Raw genomic sequence first — 22,040 nt, 5'->3', positions numbered from 1 at the left:
TTCAAACTGCAAGTGTTATACCGGGAGAGTAAGATTTCTAAGATATTGAATTTTATTAATAATTTTAGATTTCAGATGTTGTGGGGTTGAACAAATGAAGCACAAGGCAGAAAGAATTACCGAGTAGTTACTACATGTTTTGATACAACATAATGATTATAAAGTTAGTTTAGGGAAGAAACTGGCATATTTACTCATATTGTATCAAAAAATTTACAAAGGTATGTTTTGTTACTTAATTCAAGATATTAAGTGTGGGTCTATTTTTTAAACAAATGCATGAAAGCATTGCATAAATATTTAAAGTAAATTAAATATTATTAAAATGTTAACTTTGGGGTTTATTTATTTGAATTGCTGCCTAGTCTAATAAGGCGTGGCGAGTGCTAATGGGCTTGCCATGTCTTCTGCAGTTGAAGGAGAAAACAGTCACATTTCATCTAATGTTTTTTGTTAAGCAGTGATGAAAAGGACAATAAAACAACAATACTAGGAGTGTAATTCGTGAAATTATCTACAGTAACTATGGCTACGGCGTGTGCGATTGCGTTTACTTCGCTCAGTGCTCAAGCTGCAACAAAACAATACTTAAACCAGCAAGCTGACATGAATACTATGCTTAAGTCAGCTTCTCAAACAGTGTTGAGTACACAACCAGAAGTGCTGATTGGTTTGGAAAGCGCGAGCCAACTAAAGGAGCTTAAAAGCTTCAATAGTAAAAAAGGTGAAGTAACTAAGCGTTTTCAACAAATGTACCAAGGATTACCAGTGATTGGTGATTCGGTCATTTTAACGTTTGACGATGCCGGTGCGCTTAAAAAAGCTCACGGTGCGGCGGTTTATAACATCGCGGCTGACATCGGTTCGGTAAAACCCAAGCTAAATGCCAAAATGGCATTGAATCAGTTTGAAAAGCAATCGCTTAGTGCAGACAAAAAGCTTAAAAAACATAATGAAAAATCTCGCCTAGCGATCTGGCTTGATGGCAATTCAACGGCACGTTTAGTCTATGAAGTCACTTTTGTTACTTATGGTGATGAGCCTAAACGCCCATATTTGATCATTGATGCAAACACAGGCGAAGTGTTAGAAAGCTTCAATAACTTGCAGCATGCAGATGCGATAGGCCCTGGTGGTAACCAAAAGACTGGTCGTTACCAATATGGTACTGATTATGGTCATCTAGACGTTGCACAGTCAGGCAATACTTGTACCATGACGAATGCGAACGTTAAGACAATTAACTTAAATCACGGTAGCAGCGGCTCGACTGCACATAGCTTTACGTGCCCAGAAAATACAGTTAAAGAAATTAACGGTGCATACTCACCGCTGAACGACGCCCATTATTTTGGCAATGTAGTATTTAATATGTACAACGATTGGCTCGGCACTGCGCCATTGTCGTTCCAGCTTAAAATGCGCGTTCATTATAGCAGTAATTATGAAAACGCGTTCTGGGATGGCAGCGCGATGACTTTTGGCGATGGTGCGAATACATTCTATCCGTTGGTAAGCCTTGATGTATCTGCTCACGAAGTGAGTCATGGTTTCACTGAGCAAAACTCAGGTCTAGTATACCGTTATAAATCAGGTGGCTTGAACGAAGCGTTTTCTGATATGGCTGGTGAGGCTGCTGAATTTTATATGAAAGGCAGCAATGACTGGTTAGTTGGCCAAGACATCTTCAAAGGCAGTGGCGCATTGCGTTATATGAATGACCCAACGCAAGACGGCCGCTCAATCGATCACCAGTCTAACTATACGTCTAGCATGGACGTTCACCACACTTCAGGGGTGTTCAACAAAGCCTTCTACAATCTGGCAACTACAGCGGGTTGGGATACGAAAAAAGCCTTTATCGTAATGGCAAAAGCTAACCAAATGTATTGGACTGCGAACACCGATTGGGATACTGCAGGTAACGGTGTAATGGATGCGGCATGTGACCTAGGTTATGAACCTGGTGATGTACAAGCTGCGTTAGCAGCGGTTGGCGTTAATTCTAACTTAAGCACAGGTAGTAGCTGTGACACTAACCCACCACCACCTCCTGGTGGCGATGAAGAGTTAACGAACGGTCAGCCTCGTACTGGGATAAGTGGCGCGGCAAAAGAGCAAATGTTTTTTACCCTTGATGTGCCAGCTGATGCGACTAGCCTAAACTTCACCACTTCTGGTGGTAGCGGTGATGCGGACCTTTATGTCAAGTATGGTTCTCGTCCGACGTTAAACACTTATGATTGTAATAGCACAACGTCTACAAGTAACGAAAGCTGCGACATTAATAACATTCAAGCAGGTAAGTACTACGTGATGGTTGAAGCATGGAATCAGATTTCGGGCGTGACTTTGACTGGTACATACAGCTCAACGGGTGGAACTCAACCAATTGATCGCACTGAGTCTAATATCAGTGTTGCATCTGGCAGTTGGGCACGTTTCACACAAGATCTAAATGCTAGCTACAGCAATCTTGAAGTGAGTATTTCTGGTGGTTCAGGTGACGCGGATCTATACGTAAACTTTGGTTCTCAATCAACAACGTCGAGCTATCAGTGTCGCCCTTATAAAAACGGTAACAACGAGACCTGTACGATTACAAACCCACAACAAGGTACTTGGTATATTGATTTACGTGGCTATAGCGCAGCAAGCGGTGTAACACTGAATATCAAAGCGAACTAAGTAAAAGTTTAAAGGGAGCGCAAGCTCCCTTTTTATTAGGCCCCAAAAAAATCATAAATTTACCTCATTTGAATAATCCTTTTATTTTGCTCAGCGCTTAAATCATGTTGTTATTCAAATGAGTTGAGGATACAACAATGAAATTAACTACACCTATGCTACTGAGCATTGCCTGTTTGAGTGGCTTTTCTGAAGCGTCAGAAGAGGTTTGGGTGACGATGGATGCGAAGTCTAGTCAGCATTTCCAAGTCCATAATTCTATTCGCGGTACTCACTTTGAGCAGCTTTCTTTACCGAACAGTGAAGTCAAAGCGTTAAAAGTACCTGCAAACTTACATTCACACCTGAGTGCATTTATGCACGACGAATATCACCGCTGTGGTGGCTTTGTCGCCCATGACTCCTTAGAGCAGGCGCAAAGCTATCTTGCACAGTTAGAAAGCGTAAACCCAAGTGCGACGCTGGTTAACTACAGCATTGATAACCCCGCGCGGGTTAACAGCTTAATCTCAAAAGTCAGTACGGTGAACTTAGACAGCAGTGTCAATTCGCTAACCAGTTTTTATAACCGCTATTATACCTCGCAAACGGGTGTTGATGCCGCTGCATGGGTCAAGCAAACATGGAGCGATATTGCAGCAAGTCGCTCAGATATTAGTGTTGAATATTTTAGCCACTCTTGGGCTCAGTCTTCAGTGATTGTCACCATTCCAGGTAGCGAACTGAGCGATGAAATCGTTATTATCGGCGGGCACCTTGATTCAATTAACCAATCTAACTCGAGTGGGCTTGCGCCGGGTGCGGATGATAATGCCTCAGGGATCGCTGTGCTTACTGAAGCGCTAAGCGCTATTGTTGAAGATGGTTATCAGCCTCAGCGGACAATCCAAATCATGGGCTTTGCGGCAGAGGAAGTTGGGCTTCGAGGTTCTAAAGCTATCGCGCAGTCTTACAGCTCTCAGGGAAAAAACGTAGTCGGTATGACACAATTTGATATGACTGGCCGCAATGGCAGTAGTGCGGATATTGTGATGATGACAGACTATACAAACAGCGCACAGAATCAGTTCTTAGGCCAATTAATTGAAACTTATTTGCCAAACCTTAGCTATGCCTATGACCAATGTGGCTATGGCTGCTCCGACCATGCATCTTGGTATCAGCAAGGGTTCCCAGCTTCTATGCCATTTGAATCAAGAATGTCTGAGATCAACAGAAAAATTCATACCACCAACGATACTGAATTTGATTCAACACATGCACAAAAATTTGCAAAACTCGCGCTGGCGTTTGTTGCTGAGCTTGGTAAAAATGCGGGTGATACACCTCCGCCACAACCAAACAATAAGCTTGAAAACGGCGTGGCTAAAACGGGGATTTCTGGCGCTTCTAAAAGCCAGCAGTTTTTCACCATGGAAGTACCACAAGGTGCAACTAATTTAAGTTTTACCACCTCAGGTGGTACTGGTGACGCCGATCTCTACGTTCGCTATGGCTCCAAACCTACTTTGGATACTCATGACTGCAAGAGCACTAACTCGTCTAGTAACGAGCAATGCAATATTTCCGCTGTGCAAACTGGTACGTATTACGTGATGGTAGAGGCATGGAACGCGATTTCGGGGGTCAGTTTGGTAGGACAGTACGATACCTCAAGTGGCAATACGCCTATTGACGAAACTATCAATAATATTTCTGTCGCCAGCGGACAGTGGCAGTATTTTAGTCAAGCACTAACCGCGGGATACCAAACCCTGACAATTACGACGTCGGGAGGCACGGGAGATGCGGATCTTTATGTTAATTTTGGCACGCAACCAAATACCAGCACCTACCAATGTCGGCCATACAAAAATGGCAATAATGAGGTATGTACCATCTCCAATCCTCAGGCTGGCACTTGGCATATCGGCCTGCAAGGCTACCAAGCAGCGAGTAATGTAACGCTAAGTATTAGCGCGAATTAATACGTGTTTAAAATTAAGACCGGGGATATAACCTTGCTTATCTCCGGTCTTGGTGCTTAGTGATACATTGATTTAGAGAGATTTGATTTAATTGATATTCTGCTTCTGATAGACTCAATGAGTTCAATTAGGAGTTGCGTGTGTCACATAAGTTCTCAGTTAAGATATTAATTTATCTTTTATTATTATTTTGTGGGCTGTGGGCAAGTTATTTGTTCAATGTGGCACAGGATGAGGAAAATGTCCTTGGTCAGACTAAAACCAACCTAGAAAAGTTCAATAGTTATATCCAGACTGAATTTACTCGTTATCAAGCTATCCAAACGCAATTGAGCCTAAGCAATTTGGTGCAATCAGGCTTACAGCAAGCAACCGCTATTAACTCCAATGAACTGGACAGATACCTTCAGGACATTCAAATATCCAGTGGTGCGTCAGACGTTTACCTGCTAGACCTCAGTGGAACTGTGATTGCGAGCAGCAACTGGTATTTACCGCATAGCTATAAAGGCAGCAATTTTGCCTTTCGCCCCTATTTTTACGAAACAATCAAGGGCAATGAGCATGTCTCTTTTGCGCTCGGTTTACGTTCCAAAACCCGTGGTTTCTATTTTGCTAAGTCTGTCTATAAAGACGGCTCGCTTGTGGGCGTGGTGGTGATGAAGGTTAACGCCAGTAAATTTGAATCAGATAAAGCCCAGCTTGATACGGGAACTGATAGCCATTTCTTAATTGTGGATGACAATCATATTGTACTGGCATCTGATGTTGAGCAGTGGCGGTTAGCATCATTAGGGGAACTGTCCCCAGCAAAGCGCAAAGAAATTGAATCCTCAAGACAGTTTGAAAACGAATCCCTATTCCCTATCGATTGGCGTGTGCTTTCACCAACCAGAGTGAAAACGTCATCTCATGGCAGCGACGCGCTGATGCAAAAGAGGCCGCTTAACAAGCAATACACTCTTTATTTGCTACATGAAGTTGCGCCTATCAAAGCGGCACAGTGGCCGCGGCTTGGGGTAACCGCACTGGTATTGATTTTACTCTTTGTCGTTGTCGAGTACACGTTGAGTAAACTGACAGGATACAGACAACTGCTTTTCAGTCAGCGGAGTTTAGAGGCTGAGGTTGCCAGCCGCAAGCAAGCGCTTGAGCAGGCACAAGACGCACTGATTCGCGCTGCCAAGTTGGCAACCATAGGGCAGCTCAGCGCCAGCATTAACCATGAAATCAATCAACCACTTAGTGCCATGAGTGCGTATGTCGCCAGCGCCAAACGGTTGGCTCAAAAGGGAGACGTAAGCAAAGTAGTCGAAAATATGGTCCTGATCCAATCTTTGATCACTCGAGTGCATAAAATCGTGGCGCAGCTAAAATCATTTAGTCAGCATCATGATAATAAGATGCTGGTGGCCAACCTTAAACACTCTGTAGATAACGCCTTAGTTATAGTTGGGCCTGAACTCAAACGCTACGGTGTAGCAATTCAAAGTGAGGGGCTTGCGTGCAATATCTGGGTTGACCCATTTAAGTTTGAGCAAGTACTGGTGAATATTATTAGCAACGCGTGCCAAGCCATTGTTGAGCAAGATGATAAATGTATTTATATTCGCGCCGTGGAGCATGAAGGTAAGATCCAGCTGTCTATTATTGACTCGGGCGAAGGGATAAAACAGCACGCTTTATCTAACATATTTGAACCGTTTTACACCACTAAATCAGGTAATGGCTTGGGCTTGGGGTTATCCATTTCAAAGCAAATCATTGAATCGTTTCATGGCAAACTCAGCGCCCATAACCATCCGCAAGGTGGTGCCGAGTTTTTAATTAGTTTACACACAAAGAATCCGCAACATGACTGAAGAGAAAACCCTGTTAATCATCGATGATGAACAAAGTATACGAGATGCACTAAAGCAACTATTTGAAATAGAAGGGTACTCAGTGCAGTGTTTTTCCAGTGCAACGCCTGCATTAAAAAAACTTTCTCGTCAGTTTAGCGGTGTTGTGCTTTGCGATATCAATATGCCCGAGGTCAATGGTATTCAATTTTTAGAGCAGGTGATGCAGTTTGATTCTGAGTTACCTGTGGTATTTCTAACCGGCTTTGCGGATGTTGAAGTGGCGGTAAAAGCCATCCAAAAAGGGGCTTACGACTTTTTTGAAAAGCCTGTGTCAGAGCCGCTACTTGACTGCATAGAAAGGGCGCTTGATAAACGCCGGTTGGTGATGGAAAACCGAGAGCTAAAAGCGCAAGTCAAGAAAAAGTCTGCGCCGGGGGTGCGGATCTTAGGTGAGACAAAACAAATGCAGCAAATGCTGCACTTGCTTGATGCTGTGATTGATACCCCAGCTGACGTATTGATTGAAGGTGAAACCGGTACAGGAAAGGAATTGGTGGCGCGATACTTACACGACCATAGCGAGCGCTCAAACCATAACTTCGTCGCCATCAATTGCGGTGCGATTCCAGAAGAGCTGATTGAAAGTGAATTATTTGGTGCCAAAAGCGGAGCATTTACGGGTGCTAAAGAGTCTCGCGAGGGAAAATTTTCTTTTGCCCAAGGTGGCACGGTTTTTTTGGATGAAATCGAAGCCATGTCTGCGGCTTTACAAGTGAAGCTGCTGCGCGTTTTAGAAGAGAGAAGTGTGACGCCAGTTGGTAGCAACACTGCGATAGCACTGGACATTAGAGTGGTTGCGGCGACGAAAGTGGATTTACAAACCTTAGTCGCACAGGGTAAATTTCGCTCGGATTTATTTTATCGACTTAACCTCGTCAAAGTGATGATCCCGTCACTTCGTTCCAGAAAAGCTGATATTCCGCTGCTATATAAACACTTTAGCTCCATTGCCGCTGCTCGCTTTCATAAACCTATGCAACCAATTAGCCCTGAATTAGAGGCGCAGTTACTGGCACAAGACTGGCCTGGGAACGTGCGAGAGCTGAGAAACCACGCCGAGCGCCATATTTTACTCGGTGGTGCGATGACTACGAGTAACATGCAAAGCAATTTGTCTGACGAAACGTTGAGTTTGGCTGAGAAGGTGAGCTACTACGAGCAATCGCTAATTGAAGAAGCGCTGGCACAAAGCCAAGGCAGCATAAAAGATGCGATGAATTTGCTAAAAGTGCCGAGAAAAACCTTGTACGACAAGATGAACAAGTATGGTTTAAATCGCACTATGTTCACCAATGATGATGGGTGAATTTAGTGACACATTATAGATTTAAGTGTGTGGAAATCCGCACATTTTAGCTGGTGTTAATCTTAGATTTTTATTTATCCATCTGATTTATATTAAAAAATAAACTCTGGTCTCAGAATTGCGTTGTCTTAAGCGACAATAATCAAAAAATGAGACAAGTTATGACAGCAAGTAAATCTTTAGTGGCGTTGGCAGTTGCCAGTGCAACGCTATCAGCCTCTGCGTTAGCCGCAGACTACAGCATTTATGGTAAAGCAGAAGTTCAAATTGCCAACACAGACAAAGGTGTGATGCGTTATACCAAAGAGGGCACACAAATTGACGCACCATTTTCAAGAATTGGTGTAAAAGGCACTCACGGCTTATCAAGCGATCTAAAACTCGTCTACAAATATGAAGTACAAGTTAAAGGTTTTGAACACGACGATACCACTGAGCCATTTTCAGCAAGAAACACCTATGTTGGCCTTGAAGGTAAATTTGGTACGGTTTTAGTGGGCAGAAACGACACGCGTTTTAAGTTTAGTGAAGGGAAAATCGATCAATTTAACGAAACCCAAAGTGATATTGCCCAAGTGCTAGCAGGCCAAGACAGAGTTGGTGATTCAATTACCTATTCTTCACCTAAATGGAACGACTTTTCTTTTTCTCTGACCTACACACCTAAAGACGACGCGAGCAACGACGAAACCGGGTTTGCAGCTACCGCAATTTATGGTGACCGAGCATTAAAAAATAAAGATTACTATGTTGCTCTGAGTCATACCGACAGTATTGGTAATTTGGTAGCTACGCGTATCGCGTTGGCTTACAAATGGCAAAAGCTACAACTTGGTGCCATCATCCAAGACAGCGAAAATCTAGCGAAAGACAAATCAGGTAATGGCTATGTGCTAAGCGCAAGTTACCAACTCGACGATAATTGGCGTCCGAAGCTACAGTTTGCCAAAGACTCAAGCGGATTACGCCACAATGAAGATGCGACTCAGTGGACGCTAGGTACAGACTATATTTTTGATAAACAAACTAACTTGTATGTGATGGCAACGCAGCTCGACCTTGAAACACAAGACGATTCTAGCATCGCTGTTGGCTTAAAATATAAGTTTTAAAGGTTCAAGATAATGACAGAAGAGAATAAAAAAACGATAAAAACGCAGCTGTTTCTGTGGCTTGGTCCCTTGGTAATGTTACTGATTTGTTTGGTTGAACCACCATCGGGCATGTCGGTTGAGGCTTGGAGAACCGCAGGCTTAGCGTTTTGGCTAGCTTCTTGGTGGATAACCGAAGCTGTGCCTATTCCGGCAGCTTCGTTATTACCCTTGGTTATTTCGCCTTTGGTCGGGATTGCATCTATTAAAGCTGTTGCTGCACCGTTTGCGCATCCTTTGATTTATCTATTTCTGGGTGGGTTTTTGCTCTCAATCGCCATGGAAAGGTGGGGGTTGCATAAACGCATCGCGCTGAATACCATGTTGTTCGCTGGCACTAAACCGAGCATACAGATCTTAGCGATGATGGGCGTGACAGCATTTTTATCTATGTGGATGTCAAACACGGCAACGGCTGTCATGATGTTACCGATTGCACTTTCGGTTATTCACTTGGTAAAAGAGCAGGGTGGAGATAGCCAAAGCTTTGCTAAAGCGCTATTACTTTCTATCGCTTATGGTGCCAGTATTGGAGGTATTGCAACTTTAATTGGTACGCCACCAAATGCGTTAATGGCTGCTTACTTATCCGACAGTTATCAAATTGAGATTGGTTTTGCCACTTGGATGATGATTGGTGTGCCTTTGTCTTTGGTGATGCTGGCATTTGCTTGGTTCTGGTTGACCAAAGTGACTTACAAGGTTGATAAAGAAGAAATCAATGTTGATACTAAGTCGTTATTTACTTCCCAATTAAAAGCACTCGGTGAAATGTCTCGTGCGGAGAAAGGGGTTTTTGCGGTATTTATTTTAGCGGCAGTATGTTGGATCTTTAGACCGCTAATTGGTGATGTTACGGGTCTTAAATTGTCAGATACTGGCATTGCAATTGCCGCTGCACTGTTACTATTTGTTCTTCCTGCTAAGTCGGGAAGTGACGAACGTATTTTAGATTGGGAAAGCGCTGCTAAGGTGCCTTGGGGGATTTTGCTATTATTTGGCGGTGGTTTATCGCTCGCGGCACAGATCAAATCTTCAGGACTTGCCGATTACATCGCTAACTTACTTGCGGGCGCGGATGCCATGGGCTTAGTGCTTGGCGTGCTAGTTGTTGCAGCGCTTATTACGTTCTTAACGGAAATTACCAGCAATACCGCAACGGCTGCAGGCTTTTTACCTTTACTTGGACCTGTCGCTGAATCAATCACGGGCTCTCCTTTAGCTTGGGTTATCCCTGCAGCAATCGCGGCCAGTTGCGCCTTTATGATGCCTGTCGCAACACCACCAAATGCCATCGTATTTGGCTCGGGTGAGATTAAAATTAAAGACATGATCCGAGCAGGGTTTGTTTTGAACTTAGTCGCAATTGGGTTAATTACAATCGTTACCTTGACTTTGGCAAGGAGCATACTAGGGTTTTAAAGTTGCCATTCTCCACAGGCTGTGTCCATCGAAAGGCAACTCGGTCATACGCAGCCTGCCTCTATAGTAATACCAATTGTGTTAACTCTCCAACCTATTTGAAGGGCAAAATACCATATTAGCGTCGTTAAAAATTTCTCATTTAGAACAACTAAATAGCAAAATTTTTGCCTAGCTACTAAAGCTATTTTTCCGCTTCAAAATAGTTCATTTACTTAATACAATTGGTATAATACCTAGCTTTTTGAAGATAGACCCGTTGTTTTTTCCTTGCTATATTCGAATTAGACATTAGCAGGACCTGATAATGATTGAAGATAATACCAGCACTCTAATAGCCACATATACTCAGTTAAAAAGTCGCTTTAACCAAGAACCTTACCCAGCGCTTGAAAAGCGCTTACGTTTACTAGCGGAAATAAAAGCACGTATATTGCAACGGCAAGATCAATTAGTCGAGGCGGCGGATCAGGACTTTGGTACTCGGAGTCGATTCGATACTGTGATTGCAGACATCATGCCTTGCATTAATTCGATTGATTATATCGCTAAGCACCTGCGCAAATGGAGCAAAGTGCAGCATCGTTCACCCGGTGCGCAGTGGCTACCATCTAAGGCGAAAATTGAGATTGTGCCAAAAGGAGTCGTGGGCGTGATAGCCCCGTGGAATTATCCAATTCAGTTGGCGATTGTCCCCGTGATTACCGCCCTCGCCGCTGGAAACAAAGTCATGCTCAAGTTGAGCGAGTTCACTCCCAATGTGAATGCGGTGATAAGAGCCATTTTTAAAGGATTGGATAATGAAGTGTGCGTCATTGAAGGTGGACCTGATATTGCCACGACTTTTACTGAGCAGCCATTTGATCACTTGCTATTTACAGGTTCAACAGCAGTTGGCAAAAAGGTGATGGCGGCGGCGGCTAAAAATCTCACGCCGGTCACCCTAGAGTTAGGGGGGAAATCACCTGTTATTGTGCTTGATGACGCTGATATCAGCGCCGCTGCGATGAGCGTGTTAATGGGTAAGCTCTCTAATTCAGGTCAAATCTGTGTTGCACCAGATTATGTGTTAGTGCACGAAGAAAAATACGACGCATTTATTGCTGAGCTGGAACAGCACTACGAAAAAACATATAAAACAAAAGTAGGTGTAAAAAACCAAACTTCAATTATTAACGACAGACAATTTCAGCGCTTAAATGACATTATTATTGATGCCAAAAGTAAAGGCGCAAATGTATGGCAAGCTGAGCCGGCATGCGACAATCGTCAGCTCCCTCTGCATATCATTACCCAGGTCAACAAAAGCATGAGGGTGATGCAAGAGGAGTTATTTGGAACGATTTTGCCGATACTAAAAATATCCGACTTAAATGATGCGATTAACTACATTAGAGAAGACACCACACCGCTTGCGAGTTATTTGTTTACGCAATCTCAGGTTGCTATGAATAAAGTGTCAAAGGAGCTCGCAACGGGGACTCTAGCGATCAACGAAACCATAGTGCACGTGGTTGTTGAGTCTTTACCCTTTGGTGGCCTAGGTCACTCTGGTATGGGTCAATATCATGGCGAAGAAGGCTTTTATACCTTTAGCCACAAAAAGCCCATTCTCCAATCCAATAATACTAAATGGCGCAACAAGATGTTGCTTAGCCATTCGAAGCTGCTTACAAAGCCTTTAGAGTGGCTATTTTTGAGGAGAAAGTAGCGTTAATGTGTTGAGCGAAGCGCCATTACATATTGAGATCCAATGTACTTGAAATAAGACTTAGCCTGAAATATCACTGGTTATTTTTATGGGACTTCACAATATCGACAGATAAAAAGCTGATGCTAGAGAGAGTGCTGGCTCAGCCCAATATTCAGGCTAACACGATACAGGATGACAGTTTCAGTCAGGAAGGAGTTCACATGAATACTAAGGTTAAGTTCACAGCTGGTCGTAATATCGCCATGAAGCTGCCGCCTCATCAGTACGAGGCAACGCTTCAGTTCTACCGCGATGTCATTGGCCTCAAAGAAATAACAGAGCATGCTCCATCGGTTGGTTTTGAGTTTGGCTCCAATAATCTCTGGCTCGACAGCGTACCTGGTATCAGCCAAGCCGAAACATGGCTCGAGATTGTTACCAATGATATTGCAGCAGCGTCAGAGCACCTCAAAGCTGCTGGCGTCGTACGCTGTGATGAAATCGAGCCGTTACCTGAAGGATTTCAGGCATTCTGGGTGTCCAGCCCTGCATCGATTATCCACCTTGTTTGCAAAGACTCAGAGTCATGGAAATAGTAACACCTAACACGTGTGAATTTTCACTGTTCAAACCAGCAAATCAATTTTAATTTGAGAGCAGAGATCCTCACCTAACGTTGGAGGATTGATTGAGGTAGGCAACAATGCAGAATCATAGTTAAAAAGTGCTTGAAATTAAAATAGTTAATGACGAGCTGACACAAAACTGGGGCTATTAATGCTCGTTGTTTTCGCTATCTAATTCCTCACTTTCTTGCTGTTGGGCTGCGATTTTCTCACGCTCAGCTTTTGAAATATAACGAGGTTTGTTGCTTTTGTGGAGTTTAGCATTAGCACGTTTGTCTTTTTTCTTTAAGGTTTCGTAAATTTTCTTTTTGCGATTCATTTTCACAGCTCATTATGAATGAAGTGCTAGTTTACCTTAGTGTTAGCGGGTTCAACAATGATAAAAAGATTGCCGTGGTTAATAATGAGCATGACTTTTACCTAGGTGTGATGGTACTAGCTCAATCTCTTAGTAAGGAAAAATAATAAGGGCCTCACATGAGACCTTTATTATTTACCACTTTACTTACTTTGTACGTGTTTCTGCCACGTATTTACCGGCTTGAATTCGCTCGTAAATACTATTTGCGAGCTCTTTCGCTTGCTCGATTTGTGAAGGGGAAAGCTGTTTTTCGTCGAGTACTCGGCTCTTTGTGGCTTCAGCATAACCATTAAATTCGGCTAACGTGTTCCATACGTACGAGCGTTCAATATTTTTCTCGACTCCTAAGCCCTGAAAATACATGAGTGCTAAATTAAACATGGCTAAGGTGTAGTTGTTTGCGGCGGCTTTTTCATACCAGTTAAGTGCGTGGCGGTAACTTTGTGGTACACCGTCACCGTTTGCATACATTAGCGCTACGTTAAATTGCGCGGCTGGCATGTTTTTGTTTGCCGCTCTGGTCATTAGCTCAACGTATTTTGAGCGGTCCTTTTTAACGCCGCGACCTTCGTCATACATGACTGCTAGCGCAAACATTGCGTCGGCTTCACCAAGTTTTACGGCCTGTTGAAATAACTCTGCAGCTTTGCGTTGATTTTTAACGACACCATAGCCGCCTTCATACATTACACCGAGTTGATAAATGCCTGGGGCGTAGTTCATTTCAGCTAAATAATTGAATTCTTGTAGTGCTTCTTCGAACCTGCCAGCATTGAGTGCATCTATGCCTTCTTCCAATCCAGCTGTTGCCAAAGGTGCTTGGCTTAAAAGTGCAATGGCGATACATGTTTTTGAAATCCTGCCTAACATCATAGACCTCCTTAAGGTAGCTATGCTAACTATGTTGTTAGTTATTCTAATGCCAGAAACACAGATTTACAAAATACAAATCTAAAATGGCAGATACTGCGTTAATATAAGGTAATAAAAACAAAAATTGAGGCTATGGGATGAAGAAATTAATAGCACTGGCGCTATGTTTACTGTGTTTGGCTGGATGTAGTCAAAGATTGGCCTATAACAACTTAGGATGGTTAGCGAGTTATTATATTTCCGATTATGTTGAGCTGACGGATGAGCAAGAGGAAAAGCTTGAGGCTGATGTAGAATCTTTGGTTGCGTGGCATCGACAGTCAGAGCTACCAAAATACAAATCTCATATCCAATCACTGTTGAAGCACTGGCAAACCATGACAGAGAGTGACATGGTGCATATGGTGTATACCACAAGGAACTATTGGTATTCCGTCGTTGAAGCCGTATATCCCAAGTTAGAAACACACCTAAATTCGCTTAACCGTGAACAGCGAGAAATGCTGATAGCCAACATAGAAAAAGAAATGTTGGACGATGACTGGGAGGAAGGAGACCAATTTAACCGCTACGAGCGTTGGCTTGGTGATTTGAGTGATAAACAAAAGGAGCTTATTAACGAATATTACGAGCAAGGCGAGTTTGCGCGTCAGGTTTGGCGTGCACATGAACAAAGACGATTTAGCCAGTTTAAACAAGCCATGATACTGAGCGGAGTCGAGCAGGTTTCACCTGAGCTGTTGCAGCAAGCGATAGTTACTACACCCACAGCGCTGCCTGAGCGCATCCTAGATATTCAAGCAAGGCGAATAAAAGAGTATGCAAATCTCGCTGTGAAACTAAAAGGCACCATGAGCGACAAACAAAAGAAGCACTTTAAGGAAGAGCTCGAAGAATTACTTGAGCTCTTGGAATCATTGTAGAGATACCTAGCCAAGTAATTTAATTCTGGTTGGCTTGTTTGGTTTAGCATACTCCAAGCGATTAATACGCTTGGTACTGTGATAGCCGTCTAAACTGGAAATCGCGACACAGTCGAGCGCCTCTATATCGATATAGCCGTCCTCGAGTAGAGCGTTTTCTTCAATGTGAAGAGACTCAATTTCGCCTATTACCAGCTCGGTATCGTTGAGCTTGATGATTTGGTGATCTTTGAGGCTAAGCCCGTATTTTAGTCTGCTTTCCTTGACGAATGGAGCAGGAAAAGCATTTAAATACTCGGCGGTTAAACCTGTTTCCTCAAATTCAGATTGATTCTTTTCATATCTGGCTGAGGTTTGATGGGCTGTCATATAAATTTGAACATTAACTTGATTAATGGTGTATTTTTCAGTCGCTAAGATATTTTCCAATGTGTGCCTAGGTACGCTATGAGGCCTAAAAATCACACCCACGAGCGCCGGGCTGGCACCGAGGTGGAAAACGGAGCTGACGATAGACAAGTTTTCTTGACCTGTCTCATCAACTGTTCCAATTAAGTTAGCGCTTTTGAAACCCGACAGTGAATTTATCATCAATGCGCGATAACGCTCGTCTAAGGTTTTAATATCGTTACTTGAGAAGTGTTTCATGATGTGTTCACCATTCAATTAATTTATTTTGCCAGTCAACATAGCTCACCGTACCATCAGGATGGCTGTTTGCGATGATACCGCTAAGTTGATGTGCTACAAATTCCGGCGTAAAGAGTTTTTCGTCCGGGACATTGGCTTGAAAAGGTTTTGAAAGTGGCGTGTCGGTAGTACCTGGATGGAACAAAATGAGCTTAATGTTTTTTGCTCGACGCGCAAGCTCGACTGCTGCGGTTTTAAACATCATATTAAGCGCAGCCTTTGAGCTGCGGTAGCTGTACCAGCCGCCCATCTGGTTGTCACTGATGCTTCCAATACGGGCAGAGAGTGCTGTAACTACGCATGACTGCTTACCTTTTAAGACTGGCAATAAAGCTTGTAACCAAAGCATGGGGATCATGGTATTGATATTAAACAGCGCCATGCTGTATTCAAGATCAATGTCCTCAAGCTTTTTCTCTGGGAATGTATCAAACTCGTCATGGAGTAAGCCATTAAAAATGGTGACGCTTTTAATCGTTAACTCTTGCTCGAGAATACGGCTCGCAACTTGTTGAATTTGTGCTTTAGAATAATCACACTGAAAATGCAGGTTATTGGCATGTGAAGCCGCTTTAGCTTGCCTAGACACCGTGATCATTTTTACGTCGGGATTTTGTTCGGTTTGCGCTTGTATAAAGGCATCAGCGATCGCTGAACTTGCACCAATCACTATGATGGCGAAGTTAGTCACGATTGCAATCTCCACTATTTTGTATACTGCATTGATTTGGGACCAGAAGTTTAGAAATTTTCATTCTGTGCCTTGCAAAAAACAGGTAAACGCCGTCTGCAATTGTTCGGATGATGGGTAATCTTAATAATTTGATCCAGCGATGTTTGCCAACTTGACTCCAAGCCGCTGCGGTAACATCTAGTCCTAAAATAAGCTTACCTTGGTTATCATAACCATGGAGCTTTGCCATAGCCGCTTCATGCTCTATCTCAGGAAACTCGCTCGAGAAGCGATCATCATGAATATTCACAAAATCAATTTTATTGTGTTGATCGAAACGTTTAAGTTCATTCATTTCCCCTACACATAGCGGACAGTTACCATCGTAAAATACAATCATTCGCTCACTCGAATAATACTTATCTTTGTCATGTTATTACGTTAACGTCTTGAAAATAGATCGTTCGCAAATCAATTTATTCTCGGTATAGTGGAGTTAGAGTATCTTTTCATCAAGGAGATTGTATGACTGAGCAATACGCAAGCCTACGTAGTAATGTGAGCCTTTTGGGGCAGATGTTAGGGCAAATTATTCAACAAGCGCAGGGTCAAGAAACATTAGACAAAGTTGAAGAAATTAGACACCTAGCAAAATCCTCTAGAAGCGGTAATGATTCAGATAGGCAAGCGCTGATTGACACCTTACGTAGCCTAAGCGATGAAGCGCTACTTCCCGTTGCTCGCTCATTTAATCATTTCTTAAACCTGGCGAATGTCGCAGAACAATTCCACACCATTTCAAAATCAGGCTCTCCAGACGGCGTGATGATCGAAGTCGATAAGGCGCTTGATGAATTGCAAAGTAAAGTTGATGCTGGTGCGCTGACACTAAACGAAGTTGCAGATGTAATAAGCAAACTAAAAATCGATTTGGTGCTAACCGCTCACCCGACGGAAGTAACACGCAGAACCATCATCAATAAACACGTTGAGCTGAGCGAATGTTTAAAAGTGCTTGAGGTGACCTCAGGTGAGGACCCTGTCTACGATGAGGTCATTGACCGCATTGAGCAGTTGATCTCACAAGCGTGGCACACAAGCGATATTAGAGAAAAGCGACCTACGCCGCTGGATGAAGCAAAGTGGGGATTCGCGGTTATTGAAAATAGTCTTTGGGAAGCCGTGCCTAAGTTTGTTCGGTATTTCAACGCCCAAGTGAAAACGCGATTAAACTTACAACTACCAGCCAATTTTAGTCCGATTCAACTCACTTCTTGGATGGGGGGCGATAGAGACGGCAACCCGTTTGTTACTTCTCATGTGACGCAATCTGTGCTTGATCACGGCCGCTGGATGGCGCTTGATTTATATCGTCGAGATCTAGAAATTTTGGGCGCAGAACTCTCTATGAGTAATGCATCCGAAAGCTTTATAGCGCGAGCGGACGGCAGTAATGAACCTTATCGTTATGTACTAAAGCAAGTACGCGCTGAGGTAGAAGAAACCATTGCAGCATTGGAATATAAAATCAAAGGCACGCCCTCTCATTATCAGGACAAGATTAAACAGGTATCACAGATAAGAGAGCCACTAGAGGCGTGTTATCGCTCGCTGGTTGATTGTCGCATGGCTAATATTGCCGACGGTTTGTTGTTAGATGTATTAAGGCGAATTGACTGTTTTGGCGTGTCTTTATGTAAGTTAGATATTCGCCAAGATTCCGCCAGACATACCGAAGTGTTTTCTGAATTAACACGCTATTTGGGTCTTGGTGATTATGCTCAGTGGCAAGAAGCAGACAAGCAAGCTTTCTTATTAACCGAGCTAAGCTCGAGACGACCGTTACTGCCACGTCATTGGCAACCTTCTTCCAATGTCCAAGAGGTGCTAGAGACATTTGCAACGATTGCGGATCAAGACCAAAACGCACTCGGCATTTACATTATCTCGATGGCGCAAAGTGCCTCTGATATTCTTGCTGTGCATTTATTACTCCAAGAAAGCGGGTGTAAATTCAACTTACCGGTAGCCCCGCTATTTGAAACACTGGATGATTTAAACAATGCGCAATCAGTGATCAGCGGGTTATTTGAGAACACTTGGTATAAAGGCACGATTGGTGCCAAGCAATATGTCATGATCGGCTATTCCGACTCTGCAAAAGACGCAGGGATGATGGCGGCAGGATGGGCGCAGTATGATGCAATGGAAAAGCTGGTTAACCTTGCTGATGCGAAGGGCGTTGAGCTGGTCCTTTTCCATGGCCGTGGAGGTACGATTGGTCGAGGGGGGGCGCCTGCTGCACAAGCGCTGAGATCTCAGCCTCCTGGTTCGCTAAAAAGTGGCTTGCGAGTGACCGAGCAAGGCGAAATGATCCGCTTTAAATTTGGTTTACCTAAAGTCGCGATGCAAAGTCTATCTATTTATACCAGTGCGATTTTACAAAGTAATTTGTTGCCGCCCCCTCGACCCGAACCTAAATGGGTAGAGGTTATGGAGACGATTAGTGAAGCTTCCTGCAAAAAGTATCGCAGTATTGTTCGAGAGAACCCTGAGTTTGTGCCTTACTTTAGAATGGCAACGCCAGAACAAGAGCTGTCTAAATTACCGCTAGGCTCGAGGCCTTCTAAACGAAATCCAAACGGCGGAGTAGAGAGTTTGAGGGCTATTCCATGGATTTTCGCATGGAGTCAAAACCGCTTGATGTTGCCTGCTTGGCTAGGGGCGAAAGAAGGTCTTGAAGCTGCCGTAGAAACGTTTGGTAAAGATATGCTGCAAGAAATGAGCGCAAAGTGGCCATTTTTTAGAACCCGTTTAGAAATGCTCGAAATGGTATTCTGTAAAGCCGACCTTTGGCTCAGCGAGATGTATGATGCAAGTTTAGTTAGTGACGAGTATATAGGCCTAGGGGATGAGTTAAGAGACAACTTACAACAGGCCATCGAGCTTATTCGCGGCCTTGCGCCAGAGTCGTCGCTGTTGTCACAGCAACCTTGGATCAAAGAATCGATCGGGCTGAGAAATCCGTATACTGATCCTCTAAACTTGTTACAAATAGAACTGTTAAAGCGTGTGCGTGAAGAAACCAATCACGATTTGGAACTGGCACTTATGATCACGATGACAGGGATTGCGGCGGGGATGCGCAACACGGGTTAGTGCAACAATTTGAATAATCTATTTTTGTAAAATTTTACATTTACAAGCATAATAGCTACAAAACCAATTCCAATGGATTGGTTTTTTTATTTTGATTGGTTTTTTATTAGTATATTTATTGACAGTAATTCTCATTGATTTAAAATGCGCGGCTGGTTTTACCAGTCGTTTTATTTGTTTTATTCAAGAATTGTCGGTTGATAGGTCTACGATACATGCACAAAATATCTACTAGCGTCACATTTGATGAGTGTAATGATCTGATTATGATGAAGATCAGAGGAATTGCGAATGCAAACGATGTGGTCTCGGCATACGAGAAAGCCAATCTATACGCAAAAAAGCATAATAGTAGCAAAGTATTAGTAGATGTGAGTGAACTTGAACACCGCTTCGCCGCAATTGATATTGTGAACATAATGCCAAAAGTTGCGCACAATATTGGCAATTTACATATTGCACGCGTCGTTGGTTTTGAAGGTTATATGCATGATCTTTTTCTACAGAAAATTAAGCGTTTTAATATCAGCGCTGAAAACTTTGAGTGTTTTAAATCTGCAAGAGAATGGTTGAGTCGGCTGTAACTCTTGCGTAAACTATCCTGCCATAGATAAACATGACAACAATATGGCAAAGATAGAACCATCAATAAAAAGTGCGTTAACGCAATACGCCATCGCCCATCGTGGAATATTTAGTTATTCCCAATTAGTACAATATCAAAACCGCTTTCACTTATCTCGCTCTGAGCTTGAGGCAGCATTACTTGAAGTTGCAGCTGAGTTTGCTACGCCTCCTATTTCACAATTTTATGTTGGTGCCATTGCTTGGGATGATAAATCGCAACAAGCGTTTTTAGGCGCGAATTTAGAATTTTCGCATCAAGCGCTTTCTTTGGTTGTTCATGCCGAGCAAGCGGCAATTAACAATGCGTGGTTAAATGGTGCCACGGAAATCTCTAAAATGACGATCAATGCCGCGCCTTGCGGATTTTGTCGTCAATTTATGAATGAGCTAAGCACCGCTAAGGAGCTTGAAATTTTATTGCCGACAGGCAGAACCTCGTTGTGTGATTTGCTGCCGACTTCGTTTGGTCCGGACGATCTGGGCAACAGTGAAAAACTCTTTTCTCAAGTGCAACATCTTGCTGCGAATGAAACATCGCCTGCATCAATCAGTGCGGCGCTTTATCAGCATTATCTGCGCGCTTATTGCCCCTACACACACAACCAAAGTGCGGTGGAAATTAAACTAGACACTGGTGAGTGCTTTTATGGGCGTTATGCTGAAAATGCGGCTTATAACCCAAGCTTATCGCCATTACAAAGTGCACTAAGTCAATTAGCTATGTCGGGTAAAGTATTATCTGAGGTAAATGTCGTAGAGATCACTTTGCTAGAAAAGCAGGGCAGTGCTAATCAGCTGCAAGTAAGCTTAGCGGTTTTAAAGGCATACAATGCCGAGCATTTGCTTACACATATAGAGATTGAGTAACCGCTCAATCTCTACGTTTACTGCTACTACTTCGAAAGTAACAGTTCAGCTGCTTTTAAAACTGCAGTGACAGCTTTCTTTTCAACAGCTTGATGGTCGACATTAGGAATTTCTTGGCGTGTTCTGTTTACCAATACGCCTGCAAGACAAGCTGCCTTCAATCCAAGTGCTGCACACATGGTAAATAACGTCGCAGATTCCATCTCATAGTTCATCACATTAAGCTTTTGCCATTCTGCACACGAACCTTGATACGCTTTTCTGACGTAGCCTGAGTATGTGTCGTAACGTTCTTGCCCTGGGTAGAAAGTATCGCTAGACGCAGTGATCCCAACATGGTGAGTAATACCCAACGATTCACAGGCTTGTACCATTGCTGAAGTGGTATGAAAATCAGACACAGCAGGAAACTCGATAGGCGCAAAATGCTGGCTAGCGCCATCTAAACGCACTGATGCCGTGCTCACCAAAATATCACCTTCATCGATATGTGGTTGAATGGCACCAGTCGTACCTATGCGTAAAAAGGTAGTGATACCAAGCTGTGCTAATTCTTCAACGGCGATTGACGTAGATGGGCCGCCTATACCAGTTGAGCAAATTACCACAGGACTTTCATTTAAAAAGCCAAGGTAAATATGAAATTCGCGAGTTTGTGCTAAGCAGACTGGAGAGTCGAGATATTCAGAAATGCGTTTTGAGCGCTCGGGATCACCCGGAACAATTGCTAGTGAAGCGCCTTGTAGGTCGGCTTTCGTAAGACCTAAGTGAAATACCTTTTCCATAGTAAACCTTAGTTATAATTAAAGCGTAATGTTTATAGTTAACGCCTATCAAGTACAGGACAGATGTCCTATTTAAGTGTGGCGTGTTTAAATTATACCAATCGTATTAAGTAAATGAGCTATTTTGAAGCGGGAAATAATATTAGTAGCACCGCTCTCGCGTCCTGCTACCGCTTTGGCAACTAAATCCATATAGGCAAGGCAAAAATTTTGCTATTTAGTTGTTCTAAATAAGAAATTTTTAACGAAGCTTGTATGATATTTTACCCGTTAAATTGGTTAGAGAATTAACGCAGTTGGTATTATAGCTCAGGATAGCTTGCGG

18 protein-coding genes are annotated in these 22,040 nt (G+C 43.1%); 12 read left to right on the top strand and 6 right to left on the bottom strand.

What is annotated here, in order from left to right:
• Positions 1–504: 504 nt before the first annotated feature.
• The 8 genes from L1271_RS06540 (at position 505) to L1271_RS06505 (ending at position 12,727) form a co-directional block, all read left to right on the top strand.
• Positions 505–2,688, top strand: coding sequence for a M4 family metallopeptidase (locus L1271_RS06540; protein ID WP_235367392.1), 2,184 nt, complete (start codon positions 505–507; stop codon positions 2,686–2,688).
• A 137-nt stretch (positions 2,689–2,825) separates the two neighbouring features.
• Complete coding sequence (locus L1271_RS06535) at positions 2,826–4,655, top strand: M28 family metallopeptidase (protein WP_235367391.1); 1,830 nt, start codon at positions 2,826–2,828, stop codon at positions 4,653–4,655.
• 140 nt (positions 4,656–4,795) lie between these two features.
• Entirely contained in the window at positions 4,796–6,517 is a 1,722-nt protein-coding gene (locus L1271_RS06530) for a sensor histidine kinase (protein ID WP_235367390.1), read from the top strand.
• Positions 6,510–7,865, top strand: a complete 1,356-nt coding sequence (locus tag L1271_RS06525; protein WP_235367389.1) for a sigma-54-dependent transcriptional regulator — start codon at positions 6,510–6,512, stop codon at positions 7,863–7,865. Before L1271_RS06530 ends, L1271_RS06525 begins: the two co-directional genes overlap by 8 nt.
• Positions 7,866–8,026: 161 nt before the next feature.
• Entirely contained in the window at positions 8,027–8,977 is a 951-nt protein-coding gene (locus L1271_RS06520) for a porin (protein WP_235367388.1), read from the top strand.
• Between the two features lie 12 nt (positions 8,978–8,989).
• A complete protein-coding gene (locus tag L1271_RS06515; protein WP_010605318.1) occupies positions 8,990–10,438 on the top strand; it encodes an SLC13 family permease in 1,449 nt (482 codons plus the stop codon).
• A gap of 307 nt (positions 10,439–10,745) precedes the next feature.
• On the top strand, positions 10,746–12,149 hold the full coding sequence (locus L1271_RS06510) for a coniferyl aldehyde dehydrogenase (protein WP_235367387.1): 1,404 nt from the start codon (positions 10,746–10,748) through the stop codon (positions 12,147–12,149).
• 203 nt (positions 12,150–12,352) lie between these two features.
• Positions 12,353–12,727, top strand: coding sequence for a glyoxalase/bleomycin resistance/dioxygenase family protein (locus L1271_RS06505; protein ID WP_010605320.1), 375 nt, complete (start codon positions 12,353–12,355; stop codon positions 12,725–12,727).
• Between the two features lie 178 nt (positions 12,728–12,905).
• Here the strand turns inward: L1271_RS06505 and L1271_RS06500 are convergent, their stop codons facing one another.
• Both L1271_RS06500 and L1271_RS06495 read right to left on the bottom strand, forming a co-directional pair.
• Positions 12,906–13,076: a DUF2986 domain-containing protein gene (locus tag L1271_RS06500; protein WP_010605321.1), complete on the bottom strand. Its 171-nt coding sequence runs from the start codon at positions 13,074–13,076 to the stop codon at positions 12,906–12,908.
• A 186-nt stretch (positions 13,077–13,262) separates the two neighbouring features.
• Complete coding sequence (locus L1271_RS06495; protein WP_102057990.1) at positions 13,263–13,988, bottom strand: tetratricopeptide repeat protein; 726 nt, start codon at positions 13,986–13,988, stop codon at positions 13,263–13,265.
• Positions 13,989–14,128: 140 nt separating this feature from the next.
• On the opposite strand from L1271_RS06495, the gene L1271_RS06490 reads away from it, so the two are divergent.
• A complete protein-coding gene (locus L1271_RS06490; RefSeq protein ID WP_174169281.1) occupies positions 14,129–14,914 on the top strand; it encodes a DUF6279 family lipoprotein in 786 nt (261 codons plus the stop codon).
• Between the two features lie 6 nt (positions 14,915–14,920).
• On the opposite strand, the gene L1271_RS06485 is transcribed toward L1271_RS06490, so the two are convergent.
• Genes L1271_RS06485 through L1271_RS06475 form a run of 3 tightly spaced genes read right to left on the bottom strand, consistent with a single transcriptional unit; the run spans position 14,921 to position 16,677 of the window.
• Positions 14,921–15,562, bottom strand: coding sequence for a flavin reductase family protein (locus L1271_RS06485; protein WP_235367386.1), 642 nt, complete (start codon positions 15,560–15,562; stop codon positions 14,921–14,923).
• Between the two features lie 7 nt (positions 15,563–15,569).
• The gene (locus L1271_RS06480; protein WP_010605325.1) at positions 15,570–16,295 is read right to left on the bottom strand and encodes an SDR family NAD(P)-dependent oxidoreductase; all 726 of its coding nucleotides are present in this window, start codon (positions 16,293–16,295) and stop codon (positions 15,570–15,572) included.
• Positions 16,288–16,677 carry a thiol-disulfide oxidoreductase DCC family protein gene (locus tag L1271_RS06475; protein ID WP_268831027.1) on the bottom strand — a complete coding sequence of 130 codons (390 nt, stop codon included), beginning with the start codon at positions 16,675–16,677 and terminating at the stop codon, positions 16,288–16,290. The genes L1271_RS06480 and L1271_RS06475 overlap by 8 nt, the downstream gene beginning before the upstream one ends.
• Before the next feature lie 125 nt (positions 16,678–16,802).
• Between L1271_RS06475 and ppc the strand changes: the two genes are divergently transcribed.
• The 3 genes from ppc (at position 16,803) to cdd (ending at position 20,930) form a co-directional block, all read left to right on the top strand.
• Complete coding sequence (gene ppc, locus L1271_RS06470; RefSeq protein ID WP_206471938.1) at positions 16,803–19,436, top strand: phosphoenolpyruvate carboxylase; 2,634 nt, start codon at positions 16,803–16,805, stop codon at positions 19,434–19,436.
• 215 nt (positions 19,437–19,651) lie between these two features.
• Positions 19,652–20,020 carry a hypothetical protein gene (locus tag L1271_RS06465; RefSeq protein WP_010605328.1) on the top strand — a complete coding sequence of 123 codons (369 nt, stop codon included), beginning with the start codon at positions 19,652–19,654 and terminating at the stop codon, positions 20,018–20,020.
• Positions 20,021–20,063: 43 nt separating this feature from the next.
• Positions 20,064–20,930, top strand: a complete 867-nt coding sequence (gene cdd / locus L1271_RS06460; RefSeq protein ID WP_235367384.1) for a cytidine deaminase — start codon at positions 20,064–20,066, stop codon at positions 20,928–20,930.
• 26 nt (positions 20,931–20,956) lie between these two features.
• On the opposite strand, the gene udp is transcribed toward cdd, so the two are convergent.
• The gene (gene udp, locus L1271_RS06455; RefSeq protein WP_010605330.1) at positions 20,957–21,715 is read right to left on the bottom strand and encodes a uridine phosphorylase; all 759 of its coding nucleotides are present in this window, start codon (positions 21,713–21,715) and stop codon (positions 20,957–20,959) included.
• Positions 21,716–22,040: the final 325 nt, after the last annotated feature.

It is taken from the genome of Pseudoalteromonas sp. OF5H-5, assembly GCF_021530695.1.
Lineage (GTDB): Bacteria > Pseudomonadota > Gammaproteobacteria > Enterobacterales > Alteromonadaceae > Pseudoalteromonas.
Note: the sequence above shows the minus strand (reverse complement) of the source record. Positions and strands in the feature narration are given on the sequence as shown.

Excerpts from the sequence above, each read along its gene's own strand:
- ppc (WP_206471938.1), top strand. The coding sequence starts at position 16,803 with ATGACTGAGCAATACGCAAGCCTACGTAGTAATGTGAGCCTTTTGGGG.
- L1271_RS06525 (WP_235367389.1), top strand. The coding sequence starts at position 6,510 with ATGACTGAAGAGAAAACCCTGTTAATCATCGATGATGAACAAAGTATA.
- L1271_RS06520 (WP_235367388.1), top strand. The coding sequence starts at position 8,027 with ATGACAGCAAGTAAATCTTTAGTGGCGTTGGCAGTTGCCAGTGCAACG.
- cdd (WP_235367384.1), top strand. The coding sequence starts at position 20,064 with ATGGCAAAGATAGAACCATCAATAAAAAGTGCGTTAACGCAATACGCC.
- L1271_RS06475 (WP_268831027.1), bottom strand. The coding sequence starts at position 16,677 with ATGATTGTATTTTACGATGGTAACTGTCCGCTATGTGTAGGGGAAATG.
- L1271_RS06500 (WP_010605321.1), bottom strand. The coding sequence starts at position 13,076 with ATGAATCGCAAAAAGAAAATTTACGAAACCTTAAAGAAAAAAGACAAA.
- L1271_RS06485 (WP_235367386.1), bottom strand. The coding sequence starts at position 15,562 with ATGAAACACTTCTCAAGTAACGATATTAAAACCTTAGACGAGCGTTAT.
- L1271_RS06535 (WP_235367391.1), top strand. The coding sequence starts at position 2,826 with ATGAAATTAACTACACCTATGCTACTGAGCATTGCCTGTTTGAGTGGC.
- udp (WP_010605330.1), bottom strand. The coding sequence starts at position 21,715 with ATGGAAAAGGTATTTCACTTAGGTCTTACGAAAGCCGACCTACAAGGC.
- L1271_RS06495 (WP_102057990.1), bottom strand. The coding sequence starts at position 13,988 with ATGTTAGGCAGGATTTCAAAAACATGTATCGCCATTGCACTTTTAAGC.
- L1271_RS06465 (WP_010605328.1), top strand. The coding sequence starts at position 19,652 with ATGCACAAAATATCTACTAGCGTCACATTTGATGAGTGTAATGATCTG.
- L1271_RS06505 (WP_010605320.1), top strand. The coding sequence starts at position 12,353 with ATGAATACTAAGGTTAAGTTCACAGCTGGTCGTAATATCGCCATGAAG.
- L1271_RS06510 (WP_235367387.1), top strand. The coding sequence starts at position 10,746 with ATGATTGAAGATAATACCAGCACTCTAATAGCCACATATACTCAGTTA.
- L1271_RS06490 (WP_174169281.1), top strand. The coding sequence starts at position 14,129 with ATGAAGAAATTAATAGCACTGGCGCTATGTTTACTGTGTTTGGCTGGA.
- L1271_RS06515 (WP_010605318.1), top strand. The coding sequence starts at position 8,990 with ATGACAGAAGAGAATAAAAAAACGATAAAAACGCAGCTGTTTCTGTGG.